This is a genomic window from Methylophaga sp. SB9B (assembly GCF_004832235.1).
Classification (GTDB): domain Bacteria; phylum Pseudomonadota; class Gammaproteobacteria; order Nitrosococcales; family Methylophagaceae; genus Methylophaga; species Methylophaga muralis.
Genome location: NZ_SSXS01000017.1, coordinates 1 through 24,996, shown reverse-complemented (window position 1 = coordinate 24,996; position 24,996 = coordinate 1). Strand labels below are relative to the sequence as shown.

Here is a 24,996-nt window from a genome sequence, read left to right as displayed (position 1 = left end):
AAATCGTCTGGTCAAACCCAGAGCGTTTCTCAGTATGGTCAGGTGCGTTAGCAACTGCCTCTGATGTTGTGTTCTACGGTACGCTGGAAGGTTACCTGAAAGCAGTTGATGCCCAATCAGGTCGTGAGCTATACAGATTCAAAACAGCATCAGGCATTATCGGTAACGTTAATACCTACAAACACAACAACAAACAGTATATTTCTATCCTGTCTGGTGTAGGTGGTTGGGCTGGTATCGGTATGGCTATCCCAAGTTTAGAAAATGATTCAGATGGTCTGGGCGCAGTTGGTGCATATCGTGCACTGTCTAGCTGGACTAACCTGGGTGGTATTCTGAGCGTATTTAGCTTGTAAGACCATTAAGTGTATTAAAAAATATACTTAAGTTAGACCAAAAAACCCGGTATCTTAAAAAGATGCCGTTTTTTTTGAACAAAAACGGTATACGAAGTGTCACACTTATTCCCATAAGAAATAAGGAAGAGAGAATGATAAAGCTACAGAAAATGGCGATCTTGGCATCTGCATTAGTGGGTGCATCGTTTGCAGTCAATGCAGAAAATTTGAAACCCTTGCCTGGACAAGAAGTATTAAGGGTCTGCGCTGATCCGCACAATATGCCGTATTCAAATAAGAACAAGGAAGGTTTCGATAATAAAATTGCAGAATTGTTAGGTAAAGAATTAGGAATTCCAGTGGAATATTACTGGTTCCCGCAGCGAATCGGATTTGCGCGAAATACTATTCAAAAAGAGCATCCTGAACGTGCTGGCTATATGTGCGATTTGGCAATGAGCGTACCTGAAGATGGTGGTCCGATGATGCCTACAAAACCCTATTTCAGTTCAATTGAAGCAATCGCTTACCGTAGTGGAGAAGGCTATGAGATCACTAAATTAGCCGATCTTAAAGAAGTTGATGCAAAACATGGTCCTTTGAAAATTGGTTTGTTTGATCGTGCTGTATCTACCAAACCTATTATTGATATGGGCTTAGCCGATCGAATTCAGTACTACCAATTAATGAGTGGTGATGTGAATGCCAGTGGCGGTCGTGCGATAGAAGATTTAGCTGCAGGGAAGATTGATGTCATCCCGATGTGGGGCCCTGTTGCTGGCTATGAAGCTTCTGTTTCAGATGTGCCAATTACCGTTCAACCTTTAAATGAATTAGGTCAGGCGCATGTATTTAGTTTTGGTATGGGTACACGCCGCACTAATAAAGCCTGGAATGCTTTATTAAATGAGTTTATCGATAAACATCAGGATGAAATAACTGCGATTATTGCTGAATATAATCTTCCTTCACTGGAAAATGTGAGTCCAACGCCAGCTAAGCGTGCTCATAAGGATGATTAAGAGTAAGTAAATAAAGTCTAATGCAGAATTGATGGAGGCTACAAAACTGTAGCCTCCATTATTTTTATAAGGTTATCATTAATTTTTGCCGCAAACTCTGCCTGTTCTTTATCAGCCACTTTTTCCTCCATTAAACGTGTGCCAATAATGACGCCAGTTTCACTCTCACGGACGGTAATGATGCAGGGCATATCATTAATTAATTGTTCGTTAATCAACATCATTTGTTTGGCGTAAGTGATATTGCAAAAGCTAATAACAACAGACAGTGGAAAGTCCTCATCACCGCGTTCCTGGATTGCCGAGCCAATTTCACTTTTATGAATGATCCGATAGTTAAATTCCGAAATGGCAATATCCAGATTCTCTAAAGTTTCCTGATAGGAATAAGGACTATTTTTTTCAATTATTCGGTTAGTATTCGCGGGCTGACATGCGATAATAAAAAATACACTGGAAATCAAAATTCCAGGAATCTTTAAATGATCAATTAGAGTCATAAACATATAAAAATAATAATGTTGAATTATAAGTTAAAGCATAACACCTATAAAAAATCGTGAGGTAACAAACAGTGAGAATCAACCAATATGTAGTGTTTTTGCTCGGAATAATGCTGCTGATAAGTGGTAAAGCATTTGCTGCTCCGGGCATGTCGGAAATTAATAACGAGTTATTCGATAAATCACATCTGAAAAATATTGATCAGCCAGGCGTGCTGAAATATGAATTTTCTAAAACCAGTTTTGTAGATGGGGATTACAACGACACGATCGATGTAATAGTCAAAAATATTCGTAATACAGGTCGGGCAGATACCTATTTTGAGTTTTTTACCGGTCCCAACAAACGTCCTTATCAGGAACGGCTGGATCAACGTGGTAACAGTGTTTTTGTGTTGTTTCTGGAATATGACGTTCATGAAATGAAGCGTTTAACCGGCGGTGAATGGCGTTATTTCCAACGCTTAATCCGATGGTCTTTTGCTGAAGGTGCGGATAAAAAGCAGGTTGAAGTGGACTATAACGGAGACAAAGTAAAGGCATGGCAATATACAGTACAGCCTTATATTAAAGATCCAAAAAATGACCGTTATAAACTGTATTCTTCGAAATACTATATTTTTACCTTATCTGAAGAAATTCCCGGTGAGATTTATGAGATAAAAACCGTGGTTCCGGATGGCAAAACCTGGAAAGAAGGCGAACCAGTATTGGTGGAAGAAAAAATTACATTTATTGGTTTTGATCCAGAGTAAAGAGAATTACTTTGATGACTAAGTTTAAAACGGGCCTTCGTGCCCGTTTTTTTTAATAGAAAAGACTTTTCAAAAAACTTGACAACCATTCAAGGCGCCTTGCGATTCCATGAGCTGAGTTTTGTGGTATTGATCGTCATGACGGCGTTGATGAGCTTTAACTGGGCCTTTGCCTGGCAAAAAAGCTCAGAGGAATCACTTCGTTTAAGCTCCATGAACACACATGTTCAGCATTTGCGTGGGGATTTATATCGTCAGCTCAAAGAAGTATTTGATGTGGTGTTTCTAAACGATGCTCTGGCGATTGAAGAGTATTATCAGTTTCGCAATCAAATCGATGGCTATTTGTTACGATTGAAAGTGTTGGCACAAACCCCAACTGAAGAAATTCTGATTGTAAGAATTGAATATGCCTACAACAAGTTTTACCAGGAAACCAGCCGATTTCTTGAGATTGAAGAGCTTAGTAAGGAAGACAAGGTTTGGCTTGATGAACAACTAGAAGAACAAACTTTTCGTCAGTTGGAAAAGGTCTTCAGTGATATCGAAAATTATTTGCGTCAACAGCAACTACAATTAACCGCATCTGATGAGCGTTTGTTTGGCAAAATGATTTTAAGTGAAGCCTTACCAATCATTTTGGCACTGATTTTACTGAGTATCTCAAAATGGTTTGTCCGCCGTAATATGCTTGCACCGCTGCGAAATGTCACAAAGGGTGCAAAAATCATCAGTACCGGTGACTTCAAACACCATATTCCGCTAAAAGGTTTGGAAGAGCTCCAGCTGCTGTCACAGGCCATCAATAGCATGGCAGATGAATTGGCCAGCAGCCGTGATCAATTAATCGAAACCAAAAAACAAGCTGCCTTGGGCGAATTGGTACCACTGGTTGCACATAATATTCGCAACCCATTGGCAGGTATCAGAGCTGCAGCACAAGTATCAATTGAAGAAGCGAATGAGGAAAGCCGAGTCGTTCTGCAAGATATTATTGTCGCTGTCGATAGGCTGGAAAATTGGGTGACGTCACTATTGATGTATCTTCACCCGTTAAAGCCCCATTTAATACAAGTTACGCTGACTGAATTAACAGATAACGCTTTGTCCTTAATCGAGCTACAGTTAAAAGAAAAGTCCATTCAATTAACGCGTCATGGGTGGCAAAATAAAGCTCGTTCACTCAATATTGACAATAATCTGATGGAACAGGCTATTTTTAACTTGATTCAAAATGCGATTGAGGCATCTCCAGTCAATTCAACTATTGATATCCACTATTGGGAAAGTGCTCAACAAGTGGGGCTGCATATTGATGATCAAGGTCCGGGTTTCACAGAAGTATCACCAATAAAAACCAGTCAATTACATAAAAAATTGAATTATGGTCTTGGCATTCCATTTGCCCAAAAAGTTATAAAACAACATCAAGGCCATTTAGCGTTTGAAACAAATTTGCAAGGCGGGGCAAGGGTTTCGCTTACATTAGATATCAATAATGAGCAGACTTTTTAATAGGATGTTATATGCTTAGTTTTTTACTAATAGAAGATGAAAGCCTGTTTGCAAAATCGGTAAAACGCAGACTTGAGCGCGAAGGTCATCAAGCCAAAATTGCAGAAAACATTGGCAGCGGCAAAAAACTATTACAAAGTGAATCACCAGATATTTTGTTGTTGGATGTCAGACTTCCCGATGGCAACGGTTTAGATTTATTAGCCGAAATTCGTGCAGATGAGCATCCATTACAAAGCCTGCCGGTGATAGTGATGACAGCCTATGGTGAGTTGGAAGATGCTGTTAGTGCCATGAAATTTGGTGCTTCAGATTATCTGAAAAAACCAGTCGATCTCGATGAATTAATGTTGACGATTGATAAAGTGGTCAGTAATCACACCATCAGGCGTCAATTACAGTATGCAGAGCAACGTGCTCAAAAAACACATCAACCGGTAAATCTTATCGGCAGTAGTCAGCAAATTCTGACTATTCGGGAGCAGGCCAAACAACTTTCAGAATTGATGGATAAAAATAAAGATACCACTCCCGTTGTATTAATTAGTGGTGAGACGGGCAGCGGAAAAGGAGTGTTAGCGCGTTATTTTCATCAAATAAGCCAGCGACATGACCGACCTTTTGTACATGTAGATTGTGCAGCTTTACCCGAAGATTCCGTAGAAGCGGAGCTATTCGGACAGGAAAATATCGCCTTGGATGATTCTCTGAAAGCCCGTCCCGGACTGATTGAGGTTGCTGAAGACGGCATATTATTTTTGGATGAAATTGCTGAGCTATCGCTGTCAACCCAGACCAAACTACTTAATGTAATAGAAAGACGACAGCTGCGTAGATTGGGGTCTACAAAAGAAATACCGGTCAATTCCCAGGTGATTGTTTCTACCAATCGCGATTTACATCAATTAGTTTCCATGGGTGAGTTTCGTGCTGATTTGTACTTTCGCTTGAATGTTGTCGAGATACAGCTTCCTCCTTTGAGAGAGCGTCAACAGGATATTGCAGAACTAGCACAGTTTTTTATTGAACAATTTGCCAAACGTTATTCCGTAGAACAACCTCGACTGGCCTATGATGCCATGCGTCAAATGCAGCAATATGACTGGCCTGGCAATATAAGAGAATTGGAAAATGTTCTGGAGCGAGCGGTAATGCTTTGCCAGCAAAGTGTTATCGAATTTAGTGATTTATCACTAAAATCATTTGCCACAAGCGCTGATGGCGAACAAACTTTATCTGAAATAGAAAAAATGACGATGGATGAAGTGGAGAAGTATCTATTGGAGAATGCGTTAAGCCGCAGTTCTGGTAATGTTTCCCGAGCCGCTAGACAGCTTGGTTTGACCCGTATGGCAATGCGTTATCGTATGGAAAAATATAAGCTTTAATTTATTTAACTAATTTTAAGCTTGGTTTGCCGCTGGTTATTTTGGTGACAGATTTTGTTGGCTCTGTTGATGCCGGTGGAGGTGTAGGTGGTTCTTCTTCAGGAAAGAACATACCTTCATTATTTTCTTTACCGTAAATTGCCTGAATGGCAATCACCGGAATAAACAAATCCATTGCTTTACCTGAAAATCTTGCTGAGAAGCTGACCCAGTCATTATCCATATTAAGGCCGCTTATCGCATCAGGTGCAAGGTTAAGTACAATGCGAGCATCACGAATATATTGTTCCGGAACCACCACCCCTTCGTGATTTGTATTGACTAACAAATAAGGGGTGCAATGATTGTCGAGCAACCATTGGTAAATGGCTCGGATCAGATAAGGTCTTTGTGTAGACATGCTCATTAACGCATTCCCTTTTCCGCTGAACTCAAGCTCGCCTGAAATGTGTCTCTATTAAATATTTTTTGTGCGTAACGTTCAACTGCTTTTGCTGAGTCAGGTAATTTTATGCCTAATTGCGGCAAGCGCCATAATAACGGGGCAATATAGCAATCGATTAGTGAAAACTCGTCACTCATCAGAAAATCATTTTGCTCAAACAATGGTGCCAAAACAGTCAGATCTTCGCGTAAAGTCTTTTTAGCTTTATTCGCTGGGGATTTTTCCCGACCAATTAGTTGAGGCCATAATGAAAACCAATCGGTTTCCAGTCGATGCAACATCAGTCGCATTTGAGCTCTGGCACCAGGATCATTTGGCATTAAAGACGGATGAGGGAATCGTTCATCAAGATATTCCATAATGATACGTGAGTGGAAAATCACAATATCCCGATCAAACAAGGTCGGACCTTGAGCGTATGGGTTTGCTGAAGCCACTTCTTCTGGCCAGTGCCCATCTGCAAGTTCTATCAACTGACAATCAATTTGTTTTTCTTGAACAACGATACGGGCTTGGTGGCTGAATGGACATTGTACGTCCGAGTACAATGTCATCAGCGGTTTACGGTTACGTGTTGTCATTTTGGCAATACTGCTTATATATTTTTGGAATGTAGCGTTAGTGAACGTCTTTCCAGTAAGCTTTTTTCAGTGCCAATGCGATAACAAAGAAGATAGCAAGATAGAGTAAAACCCACTTTCCTAACGCTAAACGCTGTAATTTGGATGGTTCACTGATATAGGCAAGAAAGTTGACTAGATCTCGGCTCATCATATCGTATTGACGAGGATTCAGTTCACCTTCTTGAACAACACTCAAATGACCATCTTCATCTATAGACTGATAACCTTGTTGTTCCCATAGAACGTGAGGCATACCTACATCTTTAAAAGCAAGGTTATTGGTGCCCATTGGTCGCGTTTCATCAAGATAGAAGGTTCGTAAATAGGTGTACAACCAATCTGTCCCACGAGCTCGAGCAATGACCGATAAGTCTGGTGGTACTACACCAAACCAACGTTTAGCATCTTCAGGACGCATCGCAATTTGCATGGTTTCACCGATTTTGTCGGTAGTAAACATCAAATTTTCAGCAACCTGATCTTCTGTTAACCCTAAATCTTTTGCCATTCTGTTATAACGCATCAAAGACGCGCCATGGCAGCTAAGGCAATAATTCATGAAGGTCTGAGCACCACGTTGTAGTGACGCTTTATCATGCAGGTCAATATCTACTTTATCCAGTTTTGATGATGGACCCGCAGCAAATGCAAAAGTCGAGAACAGACTGAATATTGAAATGAAAGCAGCTAAAGTCAGATTTCTCATTTGTACGTCACCCTTTCCGGTACAGGTTTATCTTTATCAAATGCGGTGTAAATTGGCATTAGAAGAAAGAAAGCAAAATACAGAATAGTAAATATCTGTGCCAGCAAAGTATAAAGCGACGTTGCTGGTTGAGTTCCTAAGTAACCTAACGCTAAAAAGCTGATAACAAACACAACTAAAGCCGTACGGAAATATGGACCTCTATAGCGAATTGAACGAGTTTTACTACGATCCAGCCATGGCAGGAGAAACAGCATGACAATTGCCAAGCCCATTGCAATAACGCCAAATAGCTTATCTGGTACTGCCCGCAAAATGGCATAAAACGGGGTGAAGTACCATAAAGGTACAATATGTTCCGGTGTTTTCAGCGGATCTGCCGGAATAAAGTTATCTCTTTCTAAGAACCAGCCACCGAACTCAGGTAGATAGAACAATACCAACGAAAAGATAAAAAGGAAGACCACAACACCCACGAGATCTTTTACGGTGTAGTAGGGGTGGAACGGAATACCATCTAAAGGTTTACCGTTTTCATCTTTATGCTTTTTGATTTCGACGCCATCTGGATTGTTGGAGCCGACTTCATGTAACGCCAGAATGTGAGCTGCAACTAAACCTAATAATACGATTGGCAATGCAATAACGTGCATGGCAAAAAAGCGATTCAATGTGGCATCGGCAACTACGTAGTCACCACGAATCCACAACGCTAAGTCTTCACCAATAACAGGTAAAGCGCCAAATAAGGAGATAATAACCTGCGCTCCCCAATATGACATTTGACCCCAAGGTAATAGATAACCCATAAAGGCTTCAGCCATCAGCACGACGTAAAGCAACATGCCGAAAATCCAGATCAATTCTCGTGGTTGTTTATAGGATCCATACATCAAACCACGGAACATATGCAGGTAAATAACTACGAAGAATGCAGAAGCACCGGTGGAATGTAGGTAACGAATTAACCAGCCCCACTCAACGTCTCGCATGATGTACTCAACCGACGCAAAAGCGAGTTCTGCATCCGGTTTATAATTCATGGTTAAAAAGATGCCGGTAATAATCTGTAAAACCAGAATCAATAAAGCCAGGGAACCGAAGAAATACCAGAAGTTGAAGTTTTTCGGTGCGTAATATTCCGAAAGGTGTTCCTTCATCATTTTTGTCGCTGGAAAGCGAGCATCAATCCAATCCATCATCGACATTATGCGGCTCCTTGGGCGTCTTCACCAACGATGACAATATTGTCACCCTGGAAGTGATAAGGGGGCACTTCAAGATTGGTTGGGGCTGGTACACCTTGGTATACACGTCCTGCTAAATCAAAACGTGAACCATGGCAGGGACAGAAAAATCCACCTTTCCAGTTTGCACCTAAATCATTTGGGGCAATTTCAGGACGATAGGTTGGAGAGCAACCTAAATGCGTACAAATACCCACCATCACCATGACGTCTTTACGGATTGAACGAGTTTCGTTCTGAGCGTATTCGGGTTGCTGGGTTTGTGTGCTCTGTGGATCACGTAGCTCATCATTTAGTGAAATGAGCGTGTTTAAAACTTCTTCGGTTCGACGGAAAATCCATACCGGTTTGCCGCGCCATTCAACAGTTAGCAGTTGGCCTGGTTCGAGTTGACTGATATCAATTTGCACTGGTGCTCCAGCTGCTTCGGCTTTAGCACTTGGTGCAATGGATGATACAAAAGGGATGGCAACAGCCACCATACCCGCACCGCCTACTACACTAGCGGCGGCTGTCAAAAACCGTCTTTTGCCAGTATCTATAGAGTCGCTCATCAGATGAATATCCCCTGATATGTTATTTAATGTGAATCCAGCAGAGCATCAATGTCTCGGGATTGCTGAGATAAAACTAGCAAATTTTAACATAGCAAGGAATGTTTTGGATCAAAAAAGCCCGCATTTTCATGCGCTTTTAGGGTTACCACTAGAGGAGTAGATATTTACTCTGCAGCAGCCTGTTCGACTTTTTTTACTAAACGGCGTAATGCACCCTTTGGATTAGAGTCTACAATCGCTTGTAAATTGGTTGGTTCACCAACGATGATGGCGCCGCCCATACCTGCACCCCAATGTGGGTCACATTTGTAGAGGTAAACACCTTCAACTGTTAGTGGTTTAGTTTGGTAGTTTTCACCCATTTGTGAAATGAACCCTTCTGCGCCCTCTGGGATGAACTCTTGTTCTCCGCTCGCATCAGTAAAAGTAGTATTGACTAGGTGACCGTTCATTTGTTGCCAAGAAACTGTGTCACCTGGTGCGATTTTAACTACTAAAGGGTCAAAAGCGGTTAGGCTTGCGTTAACAACATGATTCTCAGCCATTGCAGCAGCAGAAAATAAAGATGCTGCGCCAATTACTGCTGTCAACAGTGATTTACCATATTTCATGAATATTTCCTCTCTTTATTGAGTTATTTGCCTCAGTGCGGTGCCAGTCTCCCACAGTGAACCTGAACACACACTGAACACACTTAGCCACGTGTTTTAACACGTAATTTTCTGGGCAATAAAGCACAAAAACGGCCAACTATACTGGCTGTTTGTGGGATATGTCCATGCTAAATTGTAAATTTGTGTCAAATAACACAATGCATTTTCCATGACAAATGAATAGGCAGGTGCCTGAAAAAGATAGGGTTGAATACTTGGTTATTGGAAGTTCAGGTCTAAATTGTTACAAGGCTGAAATACTTGAGGTAACAATTTAACTTTTGAAAAAGCGTTAAATCATTTTCGCTTGAGCGCTGATTCAACTTTAATTAAACGGTAATCTGCTTCTGCAAAAGTTAAATGAAAATATGGATATGTAGCAGTAAATTGGTGACATCTTGCAGAATGAAAAAAATTACAGATCGATACCTTCAACAATTTTAGAAACAAGCATAAAAATGCCAAAGACTGAAATAGTAAATTTTCGGTATAATCGCAGGGTTTAAAAGCTTGAAACTATTTTTTATTGCCGCATTTATGACCAGCGTTGTTTTTTGATTCATCTTTAGGAGTAACCTCATGCCGTTTTATGAATATCGCTGTGATGCCTGTAATCATAATTTTGAAGCGCTACAAAAGATTAGTGATGATGAGTTGGTGGAATGTCCAGCCTGTCATCAGCCGAGCTTGAAAAAACTGATTTCAGCTGCTGGTTTCCGTCTGAAAGGGCAGGGCTGGTATGAAACCGATTTTAAATCGGGTTCGAAACGTAATCTTGCTGATAGTGGCTCATCAGAAAGTTCGCCTTCTGCAGGACATACTTGCGGAACCGGATGCAGCCATTAAGTATTTGAATGCGCAAATATCTTATAGCAGGCTTATTGGTCTGGATGCCGCTTGGCGTCACGTTTCTAGTGGTAAGGGCGATTGTAGGGTTTTTAGATAAAAGTTTGACGTTGCTACCGGATGCTTTTCAGCCCGACAGGTTGTTCGGTTTTAATATTCCCGGATTGGGAGTGGTATTGGCGGTTGCCTTGGTTTTGGTCACCGGCATGATTATGGCCAATTTACTAGGCCGTCGTTTAGTCGCTTTTTGGGAATTGCAGCTGGCTAAGATCCCACTGGTCAGAACAATTTATTCTGCGATTAAGCAGATTATGGAAGCGGTACTGGCCACAGATGGCAAGTCGTTTCGCAAAGTATTATTGGTTGAATACCCACGCAAAGGCGTTTGGAGTCTGGCGTTTATGACGTCAGATGATTTAGGTGAGGTGCAGGATAAGACTGCTGCCAATGTCATCAGTGTCTTTATTCCGACCACACCTAATCCAACATCTGGATTCGTTTTGATGGTGCCGGAATCGGAAGTGATTGAATTGGATATGACGGTAGAAGAAGGTCTGAAAATGATTATTTCGATGGGTGTGGTAGTGCCGGACTCAGAGGCCTATCGAAGGAAGATTCAGGCTCAGCAAAACTTAGAATAAAAATCTCGGATATCCTTCAAGTTATGGGGGATATAGTGTTGAACAGTATTTTTGGAATGTTGGAATAATTATGCGTAGCCATTATTGCGGCGATGTAAACGAAACTTTGATTGAACAAACGGTAACGGTGGCAGGTTGGATGCATCGTCGCCGGGATCACGGTGGTGTTATTTTTATTGATTTGCGAGATCGTGAAGGTCTGGTACAAATTGTTTGTAACCCGGAAGATGCCGAAAGCTTCGCCATCGCTGAAAAAGTCCGTAGTGAATATGTATTACAGATTGAAGGTATCGTGAATCCACGTCCTGCTGGCAGCGAAAACACTGATCTTAAAAGCGGCAAAATCGAAATTATCGCCAAGCGTGTGACGATTCTGAATAGCTCTGAAACGCCGCCATTTCCGCTGACCGAACAAGCTGAAGTCAATGAAGATATTCGTCTTCGTCATCGTTATATAGATTTACGTCGTCCTGAAATGTTGCAAAAGCTGCGTTTCCGTTCGCAGATTATTCGTCAGTTACGTCAATACCTTGATAATCATGGCTTCATGGATATCGAAACACCAATCCTGACCAAAGCAACACCTGAAGGTGCCCGTGACTATCTGGTGCCAAGTCGTACCCATCCAGGTGATTTTTTTGCATTGCCACAATCTCCGCAGTTATTTAAACAATTGCTGATGGTTGCAGGTATGGATCGCTACTATCAGGTCGTGCGTTGCTTCCGTGATGAAGATTTGCGTGCTGATCGTCAGCCAGAATTCACTCAATTAGATATTGAAACCTCTTTTGTTGAAGAAGAGGATTTAATGCAGTTGATGGAAGAAATGATCCGTGATCTGTTTGCGAATGTTTTAGAACAAGCTTTACCAAACCCATTCCCGAGAATGACCTATGCAGATGCAATGGACCGTTTTGGTAGTGATAAACCGGATCTACGGATCGCATTGGAATTAGTTGATGTAAGTGATTTGATGCAAGCAGTGGACTTTAAAGTCTTCTCTGCACCGGCTAACGATGATAACGGCCGTGTTGCCGCTCTACGTATTCCAGGCGGCAATTCATTAAGCCGTAAAGAAATTGATGATTACACCAAGTTTGTCAGTATCTACGGTGCCAAAGGTCTGGCTTATATTAAAGTCAATGATCTTGCTGCAGGTCGCGAAGGTTTGCAGTCACCAATTCTGAAATTCCTGCCCGATGATGTGGTGGAAGCCATTCTGCAAAGAACGGGAGTTGAAACCGGTGACCTAGTGTTCTTTGGTGCAGATAAAGCCACCATTGTGAATGAATCTTTAGGCGCTTTGCGTGTCAAAATTGGCCATGATTTAGATATGGTTGAACATGGCTGGCGACCATTGTGGGTAGTTGAATTCCCGATGTTTGAATGGGATGACAAAACTCAGCGTTGGTATGCCTTGCATCATCCTTTCACTGCGCCGCGTGAGTCGGATATTGATTTATTAAGTAACGATCCGGGCAAATGTCTGTCTCGCGCTTATGACATGGTGTTAAACGGAACCGAGTTGGGCGGTGGTTCGATTCGTATTCATAAAACAGATGTGCAACAGAAAGTTTTTGAAATGCTCGGTATTCCCGCTGAGGAAGCAGAAGAGAAATTTGGCTTCCTGTTGCAAGCATTGAAATATGGTTGCCCGCCGCATGGTGGCTTGGCATTTGGTTTGGATCGTCTGGCAATGTTAATGACTGGTTCGTCATCCATTCGTGATGTAATGGCGTTCCCGAAAACTCAGTCAGCCGCCTGTTTGTTAACCAATGCACCAAGTCCTGTTAGTGATGAGCAGCTGAAAGAATTGAACATTCGCCTGCGTAAAGCGCCAACAGCAGAAGCCTGAGTAAAACGGCAAAATCGGATTTAAGAGGAAAGCGAAGTGGCTACAAAATTAGCAACAACGGCAATCCCGTTTGAACAATATTTCTCAATTGATGATGAGGCATGCGATCAACGCATTGCTACTGCAAAACAGAAATTGGGCGACGATTTGGTCATTTTAGGCCACCATTACCAACGTAATGAAGTTTTCAAACATGCTGATTTTTCGGGTGATTCGCTAAAACTGTCACGCAATGCCGCCGAATCAGATGCGCAATACATTGTGTTTTGTGGCGTGCATTTTATGGCCGAAGTGGCGGATATCCTTTCCCGTCCTGATCAAATTGCGATTTTGCCGGATATGGCCGCCGGTTGCTCAATGGCCGATATGGCCAATCGGGTAAATGTTGATCGGGCTTGGCAGGAAATGAGCGAAGTACTGGATCCTGATGAAATGGTCACGCCGATCACTTACATCAATTCAGCAGCTGACCTGAAGTCTTTCTGTGGCAAACATGGTGGCATAGTCTGTACTTCTACCAATGCTCCCCATGTTTTGGATTGGGCATTTGCTCAACGCGAAAAAGTACTATTTTTCCCGGATCAGCATTTAGGTCGAAATACTGGTTACAAAATGGGCATTCCGCTGGAAGAAATGGTGGTGTGGGATTTTGATAAACCATTAGGTGGATTGACGCCTGACGCGTTGAAAAAAGCCAAAATCATTTTGTGGAAAGGCTTTTGTTCAGTACATCAGATGTTTCAACCGCAGCAGATTGATAACTTTCTGGAAAAATATCCAGAAACCAAAGTTATCTCGCATCCAGAATGTAGCTTTGAAGTGTGCCAGAAATCGGATTATGTTGGTTCAACTGAGTTTATTGTGAACACCATTGCCAACAGTGAGCCAAATACTCGCTGGCTGGTTGGTACCGAATTGAATCTGGTAAATCGTTTACATGAACGTTTTCAGGATCAGGGTAAATCGGTTCACTTTATGTCGCCGACAGTCTGCATGTGTTCAACCATGTTCCGCGTTGATCCACAGCATTTGTTATGGGTATTGGAAAATCTGGTGGAAGGCCATGTGGTCAATCAGGTTTCAGTAGATCCAGTGACTGCTAAAGAAGCTAAACTGGCGCTGGATCGGATGCTCGCTTTACCGATCTAAATACTGGAGATAGCGTGTGATGTCAGAGACCAAACAAGCCTGTACACAGCAACGCTATGAAGTGACTAAAAAGGATTTACCCATCAGCTGTCCGATGCCAGATATGCCGTCATGGAATGCGCATCCCCGGGTGTATCTTGAAATCAAAAGCCACGGTGAAGTGCTTTGCCCTTATTGCGGCACTTTATATGTATTGAAAAACACATGAAACAACGTCTGCAGGTTGCTGTGGCGATCATTTTTAATGCTGAGCAACAGGTATTAATTGCCCGTCGTCATGCGCATCAGCATCAAGGTGATCGCTGGGAGTTTCCAGGCGGCAAACGTGAAGCTAATGAAACCCCTTTTCAGGCATTGCAACGAGAAATTGAAGAAGAAGTTGGGTTGCAGGTGCATCAAGCCGAACCGTTGATGCAAATTGTTCATGATTATGCTGAGTTAGAAGTTGAACTGGATGTCTGGATAGTTTCAGGGTTTAGTGGCGAGGCAATCGGCAGAGAGGGACAACCATTGGAATGGTGTGGTTTAGCTGATCTTTGTGACAAAGAGTTTCCTGCTGCCAATATCGAAATAATTGAGCGGTTAACTAGTCTTTATGCGATTTAGTGGAAAGAGTTGGGTTCATCTTCAGGATCGATAACCGGATCGCCAGGAATACGGTGATTTCCCGCGGCCCATTCACCCAAATCGATTAATTTGCAACGCTCACAACAGAACGGCTTCCATTTGTTTACATCCGTCCATTCCACTTTACGTCCGCACTGTGGACAATTCACTTTCAAAACCATAATTACATCGTGCAGCAGCTAAGCTGAAATTCCGCATCATCATTAATTTGTTGGGGACGCTGATTAATATCAAACGTCATAAAACGCACTGTAAAACGGTGTTTACCGCCACTGATTTCTGGATAATAGGGGGTAGAAGATGGAATGCGTACTCGGATTAACTGTGTCGGCAGATTACTATCCAAACTACGCTGAAAAAAACCTTTCTCTGCTTGAGCATCACTGAAACCAGCACTGCCACGGATAAGCTGTAGGGTAATATTTATTGCGCCGCGAATAGCCACAAACTGTTCCAGCCAGTAATTTAACTGTTGCTGGCGTTGTTCAACCGATGAGTGTTGTAACCAGTAATGATAGGCAGGCAAATCAAAATCACAGGTGCCGCCGGCAATACTCGAACGTTGGCGGATACTGTAAAGAAACTCGTTTTCCTTTAAGACCTGACCGATGGCTGATTTGCGGATCTGTAAAGCGTCAAGTGTCTGATCTAGTTCGGCTAGCAAAGCATCCAAAGTCTGTTTGTCGACACCCGGTGAGTTTTCCAAGGCGGACAAATTGGTAATCAGTCGCTCAACTTCCTTGGTTACCTCGGATTTCATATCACCACGCTCAAATACCAGCAACATACTCAGCATGGCATCGATGGCTTCACGATGACTCATTTCATCGTCATGCTGCATCGCATAATCCACTCGTGCCAGCAAAAACTCCAGCCGCAAGAACGTTCTTATGCGCTCATTTAGAGGTTGTTCGTATGTGATAATGTCAGACATAGTGTTTTTATCATTTAGTCATAAGGTCAGCTTTTTGACCTGGATTCATGTTCTGCTGCCTCAGCCAACTGACAATATAACGCATGCAGTTGTGTAACCTGAAATTTCAATTTTTCAATAGCATCGCTATTGTCGATGATATCGTCAGCATATTGCAATCGTTGTGCACGGTTTGATTGAGCGGCAAGGTGTTGAGTAACTTCTTTTGTCGACAGCTTATCCCGGTTTTGTAACCGAAGCATCTGAGTTTCACTATCCACATCAACCACTAAAATACGATCTACACAGGACTGTAAATTGGCTTCAATCAGTAATGGAATGCTTAAAATACAATAGCTACTTTTAGCGTTAGCCGCTTGTTGTAAAAGCTGTTGGCGAATGGCGGGGTGCAGGATCTGCTCGAGTTGCTGTTTTGCTTTAGCATCGGAAAAAAGTAATTTGCGTAACGCTGGACGATTTAATTGCCCATCGGCAAGCACAATCTCATCGCCAAAATACTCAACAATCAACTGATATTGCGCCGTGCCAGGTTGACTTAGCTCACGGGCAATAATATCAGCATCTATAACTTCAATGCCTAGGTCTTTAAACAATTCAGATACGGTAGATTTACCTGAAGCGATTCCACCGGTTAGGCCAACCCGAAATACCATTTCAGCTTAACCCGCTCCAATTCATATAACCTCTAGTAAGACTCTCACCGCAAACTAATGCTAACCAGCCAGCTGCAGCAAGATATGGCCCAAACGGAATGGGATTATCTCGATGTTGTTGTTTTAATAAAATCAGGCTGATTCCCACCAATGCACCGACCAGCGAAGATAACAGAATAATCATCGGCAAGGCCTGCCAACCCATCCAGGCACCTAAGGCGGCTAGCAGCTTAAAATCACCATAGCCCATGCCTTCCTTACCGGTTACCAGACGAAATGCATGATAGACCAGCCAGAGCGCAAGATAACCGGCGATAGCACCAATTACTGCTGAATTAATATCGGTGTAAACCTCAAACAGATTGAATAGCAGTCCCAGCCACAATAATGGCAGCGTAATACTGTCTGGAAGCAACTGATGATCGGCATCAATGAAAGTTAACGCTACTAAAGCCCAAGTTAACAATAAGGCACCGCATACTGCAGCCCCAAAGCCGAAATACCATGCAACGACTGCGGAAAGGATGGCGGTAAATAATTCTATTAATGGATAACGTTTGGAGATTGGTGCTTTGCATTGCTTGCAACGACCTTTAAGCACCAGATAGCTGATGACCGGAATATTTTCTAAAGCTGTAATGGCGTGACCACAATGTGGACAACGGGAACGTGGTTTACTTAACGTTAGTGGTTCCGTTTCTGGGCTAGTATCACCAATTAAATCCTGACATTGCTGAGCCCATTCACGTTGCATCATCATTGGCAATCGATGAATGACTACATTGAGAAAACTGCCGACCAATAAGCCCAGAATAAAAATACTGGCAATAAAAAATGTGCTGGATGTTTCCAGCAAATAGATAAGCGACATAAGATTAAACGACGGCGCCGAGTTTGAATATCGGCAAGTACATAGCAATAACCAACGTACCGATCAGCACGCCGAGGAAAGCCATAATAAATGGCTCCATTAACGCGGTCATATTGTCCACCGCATCATCCACTTCACGTTCAAAAAAATCAGCTACTTTGGCGAGCATTGCATCCAATGAACCGGATTCTTCACCGATAGAAACCATCTGAACAACCATATTCGGAAATAGCTCAGTATCGGTCATGGCTTTATTTAACTGTGTACCGGTTGACACATCATCACGCATTTCAATGGTCGCTTCGTTGTAGACGATATTACCGGTAGCGCCCGCTACCGAAGTCATGGCTTCTACCATGGGTACACCGGCCTTGAACATGACCGAAAATGTTCTGGCAAAGCGGGCAATCGCACCTTTGGTTAATACATCACCAATAACCGGTAGTTTTAACAACATACGATCCATAAAGTGCTGGATCTTGCGAGAACGCTTGCGAGCCGCCATAAAGCCCATTACTGACCCAATGATGCTGCCGAATATTAACCACCAGAAATCCTGGAAAAACTGTGAAATACTAATAACCATTTTGGTCAGACCGGGTAAATCGGCACCAAAACCGGTAAACAATGCCTGAAACTGTGGAATAACAAAAATCATCAAAATGGCCGTCACAATAAACGCTACGACCATAATGGCGGTCGGGTAAACCAAGGCTTTTTTGATTTTGGATTTTAAAGCTTCGGTTTTTTCCTGATAGGTAGCAATCTCATGTAACAGGGCTTCCAGCGTACCGGACTGTTCACCAGCGTTAATCAAGCTGATGTATAGATCATCAAAATGCAATGGAAATTTGGCTAACGACTCTGCCAGGCTGGTTCCTGATTCAACATCGGCTTTAATGGCTAGAATCATTTCCTGCATGCTGGCATTTTCATGACCATCACCAATAATCTGCAGTGATTGCATCATCGGCACACCAGACGACATCATCGTTGCCAGCATTCGGCTAAAAATCGCAATATGGACCGGTTTGATTTTAGGTTTTCGTGGAGCAAATAAATCTTTGGGTTTACGGCGAACTTTTCCGGGTGTTATACCCTGACGGCGTAAATCAGCACGAACAGCTTGAACACTTTCACCTGCCTGTTCACCTTTTACATTGCGGCCAGCCTTATTTGTGCCTTGCCATATGTAAAGGGTGGGTAACTCGGCTTTTTTAGGTTTAAGTTTCGCTTTACTTGCTGTGGCCACGGTTTATTCCTTAATGACGCGGTTAATTTCTTCCAGACTTGTTAATCCGGCCATCACTTTACGTAGACCAGAAGCACGTAAATCTGCAATACCTTCAGCTTTTGCCTGATCGGCCAATTGCATGGAGTTACCACCTTCCATGATAAGCCGACCCATTGCATCGGATATTGGCATAACTTGATAAATACCAACCCGTCCTTTATACCCCTCGGTGCAATGTTCGCAACCAACAGCGCGGTAAACTTTGAAATCTGTCGCAATTTGTTCAGGGCTGTAACCTTCTTCAATCAAGGTTTCTTTTGGCAGTGTTTCTGGTGCCTTGCAATGCTGACAAAGCCGACGCGCCAGACGCTGAGCAATAATCAGTGTGACAGCAGACGCAATGTTAAAGGCTGGAACCCCCATATTGGCCAGACGGGTGAGGGTTTGCGGCGCATCATTGGTATGCAATGTTGAAAACACCATATGCCCAGTTTGCGCGGCTTTAATAGCGATTTCTGCGGTTTCTAAATCGCGTATCTCACCGACCATGATGACATCAGGATCTTGACGCAAGAAGGCTCTTAAACATTCGGTGAATCCCAAGCCAATCTGCGGATGCACGTTGACCTGATTGATACCAGGAAGATTGATCTCCGCCGGATCTTCTGCAGTAGAAATGTTGCGGTCATCGGTATTGAGGATATTCAGTGCGGTATACAACGAAACGGTTTTACCACTACCGGTAGGACCCGTTACCAGCACCATGCCATAAGGTTTGTGCATGGTTTCCAGAAAGATTTTTTTCTGATCTTCTTCATAGCCCAAAGCATCAATACCTAACTGGGCACTGGTCGGATCCAGAATACGTAAAACGATTTTTTCACCAAACAATGTCGGGCAAGTACTGACACGAAAATCGATGGCTTTGGATTTAGATACCTTCAGTCGCATCCGGCCATCCTGAGGCACACGACGTTCAGCAATATTCATTCGCGACAATACTTTGATACGAGCGGCAATACGTCCGCCTAAAGCAACCGGTGCGGTTTTGGTTTCATGCAAAATGCCGTCAATACGCACCCGAACCCGGTATTTCTTTTCATAGGGTTCAAAGTGAATATCCGAGGCACCGGCTTTAATCGCTTGAGTCAAAATACCATTGATAAATCGGACAACCGGCGTGTCATCAATATTCTTGTCAGTGAGTTCAGAGCCACGATCACCATCATCATCAGGCCCTAAATCGATATCATCCAGTTCGGCATCATCAAAATCATCTAAAACCTGATTTTTGTTATCCAGAGCTTTTTCGATAGTGACTGATAATTTTTGTTCATCAACCAGTACCGGAAAAGTATTCAGTGCAGTATTAAACTGAAATTCGTCGAGGGCTTGTAAATTCGTGGGATCTGAAACAGCAACGTACAAACGTTTGCCACGTTGAAACAACGGCAGAGCATTATGCTGACGGATCAGTTTCTCCTGAAACAGACTGGTCGGAGCGAGCTCCATATTCATGCTATCCAGATCAAACAAGGGCACGCCGAATTCTTGCGAAGCAATGGCGCCTATCACATCACTTTTAAGTAATTTATTGTTAACCAGATAGGTCACAAAAGATTGCGAAGCCTGTTTTGCCGTAGCCTGAGCTGTCTGGGCCTGATCTTCTGTCAGCAACCCTTCACTTACAAGTCGTCTTGCAAGACGCTTAGTCTGATTGGTGCTGTCATATTTGCCATTACTGGACGTGATTCCTTAATATAATGCTTACGTTCAATGCACTAGGGTCTATTTATTTTTCGTAGCTTCAAACAGTAGTGACTATGAAAAATAAACAGGCCCTAATAGTATGTAACTTAAATAATAAATTCTAGTTTCCAATGTGGGCCTGTCGCGGATATTCCTGTGTATACTGCCTGCCATTAATGCATCGGGGAAGACATCATGCGAAAAATACCTGGCTGGAAAGTTCTGGCACTCGTTCTGTGTACCATGTCAATACTGGCTTCATGCGGTCTGAAGGGCGATTTATATCTGCCCGAAGGTCAGGCTAACACAGTGAAGGTTTCCTAAAAACATGCAAGATTTTTTCACACAAAAAGACGGTGAATTATACGCTGAACAGCAATCCCTGACTGAATTAGCGGCGCAGTTCGGCACACCAACGTATGTCTACTCCAGAGCAGCCCTCGAGCAGCATTGGAAAGCCTTTGATGATGCCTTCAGTGCTTATCCGCATTTGGTCTGCTATGCCGTTAAAGCGAACTCAAATTTGGCAGTATTAAATGTACTGGCTAGATTGGGTTCGGGCTTTGATATTGTGTCGGCGGGTGAACTGGCTCGTGTCATTGCGGCTGGCGGCCAAGCAGAGAAAATCGTGTTTTCTGGTGTCGGCAAAACGGTTGAAGAAATTGAATATGCTCTGAAAACCGGCATTCGCTGTTTTAATGTGGAATCCGTTCCAGAGTTACAACGCATCAGTGAAGTTGCTGTCAGTCTTAACAAAATCGCGCCGATCTCTATTCGGGTGAACCCTGATGTCGATGCACAAACACATCCCTATATTTCGACCGGTTTAAAAGAAAATAAATTTGGTATTGCCATTGATGATGCGCTGATGGTGTATCAGCAAGCGAATGCATTGCCGAACTTGCAAGTGATTGGTGTGGATTGTCATATCGGCTCCCAGCTGACCTCTGTATCACCTTTTGTGGATGCTCTTGAACGGGTGTTAGCGTTAATTGATGCGTTGGCCGAGCAGGGTATTACCATTAAACATCTCGATATCGGTGGCGGACTGGGTATCTGTTATCGCGATGAAACACCACCAACCCCAGCCGAATACGCTAAAGCCATGCAAGCACAGTTAAAAGATCGTGATCTGGAAATCATGCTGGAACCTGGTCGAGCAATTGCGGGTAATGCTGGTATTTTGTTAACTAAAGTTGAATATATAAAAGCAGCGGAAGCCAAAAATTTCGCCATAGTCGATGCTGCTATGAATGATTTATTAAGACCGGCTTTGTATCAATCTTGGATGGCAATTGAAGCTGTCAAACCCCGCCAACATGAAACCGAACAAGACTTTGATATTGTCGGTCCGGTTTGCGAAACCGGTGACTTCTTAGGCAAAGATCGCAGCCTGGCAATCCAAAGCGGAGATTTATTGGCGATTCGTTCTGCTGGAGCGTATGGTTTTACCATGAGTTCGAATTACAACTCACGGCCGCGTGCAGCAGAAATTATGGTCGATGGATCAACCATGCATGTGGCACGTCAACGTGAGTCCGTCGAAAGTCTGTATGCCGGTGAGCAGATATTGCAGGATTAATCCTATGTTGAAATTCAGCAAAATGCATGGTCTTGGTAATGATTTTGTGGTCATTGATGCCATCAATCAGTCTGTTCAACTGACCACTGAGCAAATCCGTTTTATGGCGGATCGGCATTTTGGTATTGGTTGTGATCAACTGTTGCTGGTGGAAAACAGCGAGATGCAGGATGTCGACTTTCGCTACCGGATTTTTAATGCCGATGGCGGAGAAGTATCCCAATGCGGCAATGGTGCACGCTGTTTTGCCCGCTATGTTCGTGACAATGGGCTGACTGACAAAGATTCTATTGCTGTAGAAACAGCTTCTGGTGTGATTTATCCGACTTTGCAGGTGGATGGTCAGGTCTGCGTTGATATGGGCAAACCACGTTTTTTACCGGAACAAATCCCCTTTAAAACGGCTGAAGCCAGCAATACCTATATGCTGGTGGTTGAACCTGGCCGACAGGTAGAGATAGCTGCATTATCAATGGGAAATCCTCATGCGGTTTTATTGGTCGATGATGTCAACAAAGCACCAGTCGGTGAGTTGGCCAAAAATAGAAAACCATGAGCAGTTTCCAGATCGAGTCAATGTTGGTTTTATGCAATTGATTGATCATGAGAACATAAAACTGCGGGTTTATGAACGTGGTTCAGCCGAGACAACAGCCTGTGGTACCGGGGCTTGCGCGGCGGTTGTCAGTGGTATTCGTCGTGGATTATTGGGGCGTCAGGTTAGTGTTTTATTACCCGGCGGCACATTAGAAATTAGCTGGCCCGATGAAGACGCTTCGGTGTGGATGACCGGACCAGCACAACATGTATTTGATGGAGAAATTGCGTGGGCAACACTCAACAATCTGTAAGCGCTGAACAAGTCAGTGAATTTTTACGCCAGCACACAGATTTTTTAATTGATCAGCCGGATTTATTGTCTGAGCTGGAATTCGAAAAAACACCTGCAGGCACGATTTCGCTGGCGCAGCGGCAGCGAGAGCAATTGCGCCAAAAAAATCAGCATCTACATGATCAATTGCATGCCTTGATTGATAACGCACATAGCAATGCTGCATTGCAACAACGGGTACATCAGCTGTGTCTGCGATTGATGGATTGTCAGGATCTGCAAAGCCTGCTGGCAACATTGCTGCAGCAGTTACAGGAGGAATTTTCGGCTGATGAAGTATCGTTAAGGTTGTTTTACAGTGGCGATCAAAAACCAAAATTACCACCAGTCGAAGGCAATATCGCAGAACTGCATGCTGATGATGCAAAGCTGAAAGCTTTTGATCATATTCTGGCTAAACAACAACCGGTTTGTGGTCGACTAACCAAAGCACAAAAACAATTACTGTTTGGTGAAAAAGCAGATGAAGTACATTCGGTGGCCTGTTTGCCTTTAGGTCATGAACCTTGTGCCGGTTTACTGGCGATCGCCAGCAGCGATGCCAACCGTTTTCATGCGGATATGGGAACGGAATATTTAAGCTTTCTCGGCGAAGTGTTTATGCGGCTGATGCGCCGTTTCTGTCACGGACAGAATGACAGCTGAGCTGCAAACACCACTGCAGGATTTTCTGCAATATCTGGAGCAACAGCGCCGGGTTTCGCCGCATACCGTACTCAATTATCAGCGTGATTGTCAGCAATTAATTGAATATTGTCAGCAGCAATCATTTACCGATTGGCAACAACTCAAACCGGCAGATATTCGTTTGTTTATCGCCCGCCTGCATCGAAATGGCTTAGGTGCTCGTAGTATTCATCGTTTACTGTCAGCCGTTCGCAGCTTTTACCGCTATCTGCTCAAAGAAGGCCTGGTCGATCATAATCCGGCGCAATCAGTGCAGGCACCCAAAGCCGAAAAGCGCTTACCGAAAACCCTTGATGTTGATCAAATGAATTCCTTGCTTGATAGCACGCCGGCCGACACTTTTGTCGCCTGTCGGGATCGAGCGATTATGGAATTATTCTATTCCTCCGGCCTGCGGCTGGCAGAGCTGGCGGCTCTGGATTTACGTGATGTCGATTTCGGCCAGCAACTGGTGCATGTCATCGCCGGTAAAGGTAATAAAGGACGGATTTTGCCGATTGGCCGCACAGCAATTGAAGCGTTAAAAGTCTGGCTCGATAAACGTGATCAGAACGGTCTGTATCAACAACCCGCGTTATTCACCACCCAACAAGGCAAACGACTTGGTGTACGTTCCATTCAGCAACGTCTGGCTTTCTGGGGTAAAAAACACGGCATTTCTGAACATGTGCATCCGCATCGACTGCGTCACGCGTTTGCCTCGCATATGCTTGAGTCCAGCAGTGATTTGAGAGCCGTTCAGGAGTTGTTGGGCCATTCCGATATCAGCACGACGCAAGTCTATACCCATCTGGATTTTCAGCATCTGGCAAAGGTTTATGATGCCGCGCATCCTCGGGCTAAGAAGCGTTCTTGATAATTGTAATTAACCACAGAGACACAGAGGGCACGGAGTTTTAAAAGATTTTATCCGCAGATTACGCGGATGGGTGCAGATTTCTTAGAGAGAAATATAAAAAGGTATTTAGATAAGGGCACAGATCTCAAAGGCTTCCCTTGAATCCCCTTTTGTGTTGCCGGAAAAAATGGTTATCGCAGGATTAGAAATCGGAATGTTTGAGCGAAGCGAGTTTTTTCGATTTCCCTGCGATGACCATTTTTTTCGGGGAGCCGCAGGCCAACACAAGGGGTGCCTTTTCTTTTGGTTCGTTTTCTTTGGGCAAACAAAGAAAATGAACTCGCCCTTAGGCGAAATTATGCTTTAGGTTCATTTTCCCTAATATAAGCTGATCTTTCGCTCACGCGAGTCAGGGCTTGCGTGCCCAAGCCCCTAACAACCCAAGGGCACCCATGTGCTGGCCTGCGGCTTCACTGCGTTGCTCGGTTTATCTGGGGATTGGCCAAAACTCGCTGCGCTCACAAATTTGTCTGGAACAAATTTGGACGCCGAAGGCGCCGAAGGGTGAGTGGCATGGATGCCATGAATCAGACACTGACCAATCCTTATCCAGATAAACCTGCGCTACTCGTCAGCACAAAAGGGGGGTTAGGGGTAACATTTGAGCTTTGTGGTTGATTACCCCG

General features: G+C 43.5%; 28 protein-coding genes and 1 pseudogene. 16 read left to right on the top strand and 13 right to left on the bottom strand.

Going from position 1 to position 24,996, the window contains the following annotated elements:
- Positions 1 to 356, top strand: a 356-nt coding sequence (locus tag E8Q33_RS14680; RefSeq protein ID WP_168800227.1) for a PQQ-binding-like beta-propeller repeat protein, incomplete at its 5' end; no start/stop codon positions are given.
- Positions 357 to 430: 74 nt separating this feature from the next.
- Positions 431 to 1,360 (top strand): quinoprotein dehydrogenase-associated putative ABC transporter substrate-binding protein, encoded by a 930-nt coding sequence (locus tag E8Q33_RS14675; RefSeq protein ID WP_247870139.1) that lies wholly within the window; start codon positions 431 to 433, stop codon positions 1,358 to 1,360.
- A gap of 38 nt (positions 1,361 to 1,398) precedes the next feature.
- Here the strand turns inward: E8Q33_RS14675 and E8Q33_RS14670 are convergent, their stop codons facing one another.
- On the bottom strand, positions 1,399 to 1,866 hold the full coding sequence (locus E8Q33_RS14670; protein ID WP_247870138.1) for a DUF302 domain-containing protein: 468 nt from the start codon (positions 1,864 to 1,866) through the stop codon (positions 1,399 to 1,401).
- Between the two features lie 68 nt (positions 1,867 to 1,934).
- On the opposite strand from E8Q33_RS14670, the gene E8Q33_RS14665 reads away from it, so the two are divergent.
- The 3 genes from E8Q33_RS14665 to E8Q33_RS14655 all read left to right on the top strand — a co-directional run bounded on the left by E8Q33_RS14665 (position 1,935) and on the right by E8Q33_RS14655 (position 5,521).
- Positions 1,935 to 2,618, top strand: a complete 684-nt coding sequence (locus E8Q33_RS14665; protein WP_247870137.1) for a hypothetical protein — start codon at positions 1,935 to 1,937, stop codon at positions 2,616 to 2,618.
- Positions 2,619 to 2,696: 78 nt separating this feature from the next.
- Positions 2,697 to 4,133, top strand: coding sequence for a HAMP domain-containing sensor histidine kinase (locus tag E8Q33_RS14660; RefSeq protein ID WP_247870136.1), 1,437 nt, complete (start codon positions 2,697 to 2,699; stop codon positions 4,131 to 4,133).
- Positions 4,134 to 4,144: 11 nt separating this feature from the next.
- Entirely contained in the window at positions 4,145 to 5,521 is a 1,377-nt protein-coding gene (locus E8Q33_RS14655) for a sigma-54 dependent transcriptional regulator (protein ID WP_136555672.1), read from the top strand.
- Between the two features lies 1 nt (position 5,522).
- Here E8Q33_RS14655 and E8Q33_RS14650 read toward each other — a convergent pair whose 3' ends face one another.
- The 6 genes from E8Q33_RS14650 to E8Q33_RS14625 form a co-directional block, all read right to left on the bottom strand.
- Positions 5,523 to 5,927, bottom strand: coding sequence for a ClpXP protease specificity-enhancing factor (locus tag E8Q33_RS14650; protein ID WP_069297058.1), 405 nt, complete (start codon positions 5,925 to 5,927; stop codon positions 5,523 to 5,525).
- Positions 5,927 to 6,547, bottom strand: coding sequence for a glutathione S-transferase N-terminal domain-containing protein (locus tag E8Q33_RS14645; RefSeq protein WP_069297059.1), 621 nt, complete (start codon positions 6,545 to 6,547; stop codon positions 5,927 to 5,929). The genes E8Q33_RS14650 and E8Q33_RS14645 overlap by 1 nt, the downstream gene beginning before the upstream one ends.
- A 37-nt stretch (positions 6,548 to 6,584) precedes the next feature.
- The gene (locus E8Q33_RS14640; protein ID WP_136555670.1) at positions 6,585 to 7,295 is read right to left on the bottom strand and encodes a cytochrome c1; all 711 of its coding nucleotides are present in this window, start codon (positions 7,293 to 7,295) and stop codon (positions 6,585 to 6,587) included.
- Positions 7,292 to 8,497 (bottom strand): cytochrome b N-terminal domain-containing protein, encoded by a 1,206-nt coding sequence (locus tag E8Q33_RS14635; protein ID WP_084003096.1) that lies wholly within the window; start codon positions 8,495 to 8,497, stop codon positions 7,292 to 7,294. The genes E8Q33_RS14640 and E8Q33_RS14635 overlap by 4 nt, the downstream gene beginning before the upstream one ends.
- A 5-nt stretch (positions 8,498 to 8,502) precedes the next feature.
- Positions 8,503 to 9,099: a ubiquinol-cytochrome c reductase iron-sulfur subunit gene (petA, locus tag E8Q33_RS14630; protein ID WP_069297062.1), complete on the bottom strand. Its 597-nt coding sequence runs from the start codon at positions 9,097 to 9,099 to the stop codon at positions 8,503 to 8,505.
- Positions 9,100 to 9,263: 164 nt separating this feature from the next.
- Positions 9,264 to 9,710 (bottom strand): plastocyanin/azurin family copper-binding protein, encoded by a 447-nt coding sequence (locus E8Q33_RS14625; protein WP_069297063.1) that lies wholly within the window; start codon positions 9,708 to 9,710, stop codon positions 9,264 to 9,266.
- Between the two features lie 621 nt (positions 9,711 to 10,331).
- Here E8Q33_RS14625 and E8Q33_RS14620 point away from each other — a divergent pair.
- The 6 genes from E8Q33_RS14620 to mutT all read left to right on the top strand — a co-directional run bounded on the left by E8Q33_RS14620 (position 10,332) and on the right by mutT (position 14,849).
- Positions 10,332 to 10,598, top strand: coding sequence for an FmdB family zinc ribbon protein (locus E8Q33_RS14620; RefSeq protein ID WP_136555669.1), 267 nt, complete (start codon positions 10,332 to 10,334; stop codon positions 10,596 to 10,598).
- Positions 10,599 to 10,606: 8 nt separating this feature from the next.
- Positions 10,607 to 11,239, top strand: coding sequence for a DUF502 domain-containing protein (locus E8Q33_RS14615; RefSeq protein WP_069296698.1), 633 nt, complete (start codon positions 10,607 to 10,609; stop codon positions 11,237 to 11,239).
- Between the two features lie 70 nt (positions 11,240 to 11,309).
- Entirely contained in the window at positions 11,310 to 13,094 is a 1,785-nt protein-coding gene (aspS, locus tag E8Q33_RS14610; protein WP_069296699.1) for an aspartate--tRNA ligase, read from the top strand.
- Between the two features lie 36 nt (positions 13,095 to 13,130).
- Positions 13,131 to 14,243: a quinolinate synthase NadA gene (nadA, locus tag E8Q33_RS14605; RefSeq protein ID WP_136555667.1), complete on the top strand. Its 1,113-nt coding sequence runs from the start codon at positions 13,131 to 13,133 to the stop codon at positions 14,241 to 14,243.
- Between the two features lie 19 nt (positions 14,244 to 14,262).
- Positions 14,263 to 14,451: a zinc-finger domain-containing protein gene (locus E8Q33_RS14600; RefSeq protein WP_069296701.1), complete on the top strand. Its 189-nt coding sequence runs from the start codon at positions 14,263 to 14,265 to the stop codon at positions 14,449 to 14,451.
- Positions 14,448 to 14,849 (top strand): 8-oxo-dGTP diphosphatase MutT, encoded by a 402-nt coding sequence (gene mutT / locus E8Q33_RS14595; protein ID WP_136555665.1) that lies wholly within the window; start codon positions 14,448 to 14,450, stop codon positions 14,847 to 14,849. The genes E8Q33_RS14600 and mutT overlap by 4 nt, the downstream gene beginning before the upstream one ends.
- Here mutT and yacG read toward each other — a convergent pair.
- The 6 genes from yacG to pilB are packed head-to-tail and all read right to left on the bottom strand — an operon-like array spanning position 14,846 to position 20,239.
- Positions 14,846 to 15,031 (bottom strand): DNA gyrase inhibitor YacG, encoded by a 186-nt coding sequence (yacG, locus tag E8Q33_RS14590; protein ID WP_136555663.1) that lies wholly within the window; start codon positions 15,029 to 15,031, stop codon positions 14,846 to 14,848. The genes mutT and yacG overlap by 4 nt on opposite strands.
- 2 nt (positions 15,032 to 15,033) lie before the next feature.
- Positions 15,034 to 15,804, bottom strand: a complete 771-nt coding sequence (zapD, locus tag E8Q33_RS14585) for a cell division protein ZapD (protein WP_136555661.1) — start codon at positions 15,802 to 15,804, stop codon at positions 15,034 to 15,036.
- Positions 15,805 to 15,830: 26 nt separating this feature from the next.
- On the bottom strand, positions 15,831 to 16,457 hold the full coding sequence (gene coaE / locus E8Q33_RS14580) for a dephospho-CoA kinase (protein ID WP_069296704.1): 627 nt from the start codon (positions 16,455 to 16,457) through the stop codon (positions 15,831 to 15,833).
- Position 16,458: 1 nt separating this feature from the next.
- Positions 16,459 to 17,328, bottom strand: a complete 870-nt coding sequence (locus E8Q33_RS14575; RefSeq protein ID WP_069296705.1) for an A24 family peptidase — start codon at positions 17,326 to 17,328, stop codon at positions 16,459 to 16,461.
- A 4-nt stretch (positions 17,329 to 17,332) separates the two neighbouring features.
- The gene (locus E8Q33_RS14570) at positions 17,333 to 18,580 is read right to left on the bottom strand and encodes a type II secretion system F family protein (RefSeq protein WP_136555659.1); all 1,248 of its coding nucleotides are present in this window, start codon (positions 18,578 to 18,580) and stop codon (positions 17,333 to 17,335) included.
- A 3-nt stretch (positions 18,581 to 18,583) separates the two neighbouring features.
- Positions 18,584 to 20,239 carry a type IV-A pilus assembly ATPase PilB gene (gene pilB / locus E8Q33_RS14565; RefSeq protein WP_247870135.1) on the bottom strand — a complete coding sequence of 552 codons (1,656 nt, stop codon included), beginning with the start codon at positions 20,237 to 20,239 and terminating at the stop codon, positions 18,584 to 18,586.
- 267 nt (positions 20,240 to 20,506) lie between these two features.
- Between pilB and E8Q33_RS14560 the strand changes: the two genes are divergently transcribed.
- The 5 genes and pseudogenes from E8Q33_RS14560 (at position 20,507) to xerC (ending at position 24,328) form a co-directional block, all read left to right on the top strand.
- A complete protein-coding gene (locus E8Q33_RS14560) occupies positions 20,507 to 20,635 on the top strand; it encodes a lipoprotein (protein WP_084003060.1) in 129 nt (42 codons plus the stop codon).
- A 4-nt stretch (positions 20,636 to 20,639) separates the two neighbouring features.
- The gene (lysA, locus tag E8Q33_RS14555) at positions 20,640 to 21,893 is read left to right on the top strand and encodes a diaminopimelate decarboxylase (protein WP_136555655.1); all 1,254 of its coding nucleotides are present in this window, start codon (positions 20,640 to 20,642) and stop codon (positions 21,891 to 21,893) included.
- Between the two features lie 4 nt (positions 21,894 to 21,897).
- A pseudogene (dapF, locus tag E8Q33_RS14550) lies at positions 21,898 to 22,744 on the top strand (diaminopimelate epimerase).
- Positions 22,720 to 23,430, top strand: a complete 711-nt coding sequence (locus tag E8Q33_RS14545) for a DUF484 family protein (RefSeq protein ID WP_136555653.1) — start codon at positions 22,720 to 22,722, stop codon at positions 23,428 to 23,430. The pseudogene dapF and the gene E8Q33_RS14545 overlap by 25 nt, the downstream one beginning before the upstream one ends.
- 1 nt (position 23,431) lies before the next feature.
- Complete coding sequence (xerC, locus tag E8Q33_RS14540) at positions 23,432 to 24,328, top strand: tyrosine recombinase XerC (RefSeq protein ID WP_371413302.1); 897 nt, start codon at positions 23,432 to 23,434, stop codon at positions 24,326 to 24,328.
- Positions 24,329 to 24,996: the final 668 nt, after the last annotated feature.

Excerpts from the sequence above, each read along its gene's own strand:
- coaE (WP_069296704.1), bottom strand. The coding sequence starts at position 16,457 with ATGGTATTTCGGGTTGGCCTAACCGGTGGAATCGCTTCAGGTAAATCT.
- E8Q33_RS14620 (WP_136555669.1), top strand. The coding sequence starts at position 10,332 with ATGCCGTTTTATGAATATCGCTGTGATGCCTGTAATCATAATTTTGAA.
- E8Q33_RS14650 (WP_069297058.1), bottom strand. The coding sequence starts at position 5,927 with ATGAGCATGTCTACACAAAGACCTTATCTGATCCGAGCCATTTACCAA.
- E8Q33_RS14600 (WP_069296701.1), top strand. The coding sequence starts at position 14,263 with ATGTCAGAGACCAAACAAGCCTGTACACAGCAACGCTATGAAGTGACT.
- E8Q33_RS14670 (WP_247870138.1), bottom strand. The coding sequence starts at position 1,866 with ATGTTTATGACTCTAATTGATCATTTAAAGATTCCTGGAATTTTGATT.
- E8Q33_RS14575 (WP_069296705.1), bottom strand. The coding sequence starts at position 17,328 with ATGTCGCTTATCTATTTGCTGGAAACATCCAGCACATTTTTTATTGCC.
- lysA (WP_136555655.1), top strand. The coding sequence starts at position 20,640 with ATGCAAGATTTTTTCACACAAAAAGACGGTGAATTATACGCTGAACAG.
- E8Q33_RS14625 (WP_069297063.1), bottom strand. The coding sequence starts at position 9,710 with ATGAAATATGGTAAATCACTGTTGACAGCAGTAATTGGCGCAGCATCT.
- E8Q33_RS14645 (WP_069297059.1), bottom strand. The coding sequence starts at position 6,547 with ATGACAACACGTAACCGTAAACCGCTGATGACATTGTACTCGGACGTA.
- E8Q33_RS14560 (WP_084003060.1), top strand. The coding sequence starts at position 20,507 with ATGCGAAAAATACCTGGCTGGAAAGTTCTGGCACTCGTTCTGTGTACC.
- E8Q33_RS14635 (WP_084003096.1), bottom strand. The coding sequence starts at position 8,497 with ATGATGGATTGGATTGATGCTCGCTTTCCAGCGACAAAAATGATGAAG.
- yacG (WP_136555663.1), bottom strand. The coding sequence starts at position 15,031 with ATGGTTTTGAAAGTGAATTGTCCACAGTGCGGACGTAAAGTGGAATGG.
- E8Q33_RS14655 (WP_136555672.1), top strand. The coding sequence starts at position 4,145 with ATGCTTAGTTTTTTACTAATAGAAGATGAAAGCCTGTTTGCAAAATCG.
- E8Q33_RS14640 (WP_136555670.1), bottom strand. The coding sequence starts at position 7,295 with ATGAGAAATCTGACTTTAGCTGCTTTCATTTCAATATTCAGTCTGTTC.
- mutT (WP_136555665.1), top strand. The coding sequence starts at position 14,448 with ATGAAACAACGTCTGCAGGTTGCTGTGGCGATCATTTTTAATGCTGAG.
- aspS (WP_069296699.1), top strand. The coding sequence starts at position 11,310 with ATGCGTAGCCATTATTGCGGCGATGTAAACGAAACTTTGATTGAACAA.
- zapD (WP_136555661.1), bottom strand. The coding sequence starts at position 15,804 with ATGTCTGACATTATCACATACGAACAACCTCTAAATGAGCGCATAAGA.
- E8Q33_RS14615 (WP_069296698.1), top strand. The coding sequence starts at position 10,607 with ATGCGCAAATATCTTATAGCAGGCTTATTGGTCTGGATGCCGCTTGGC.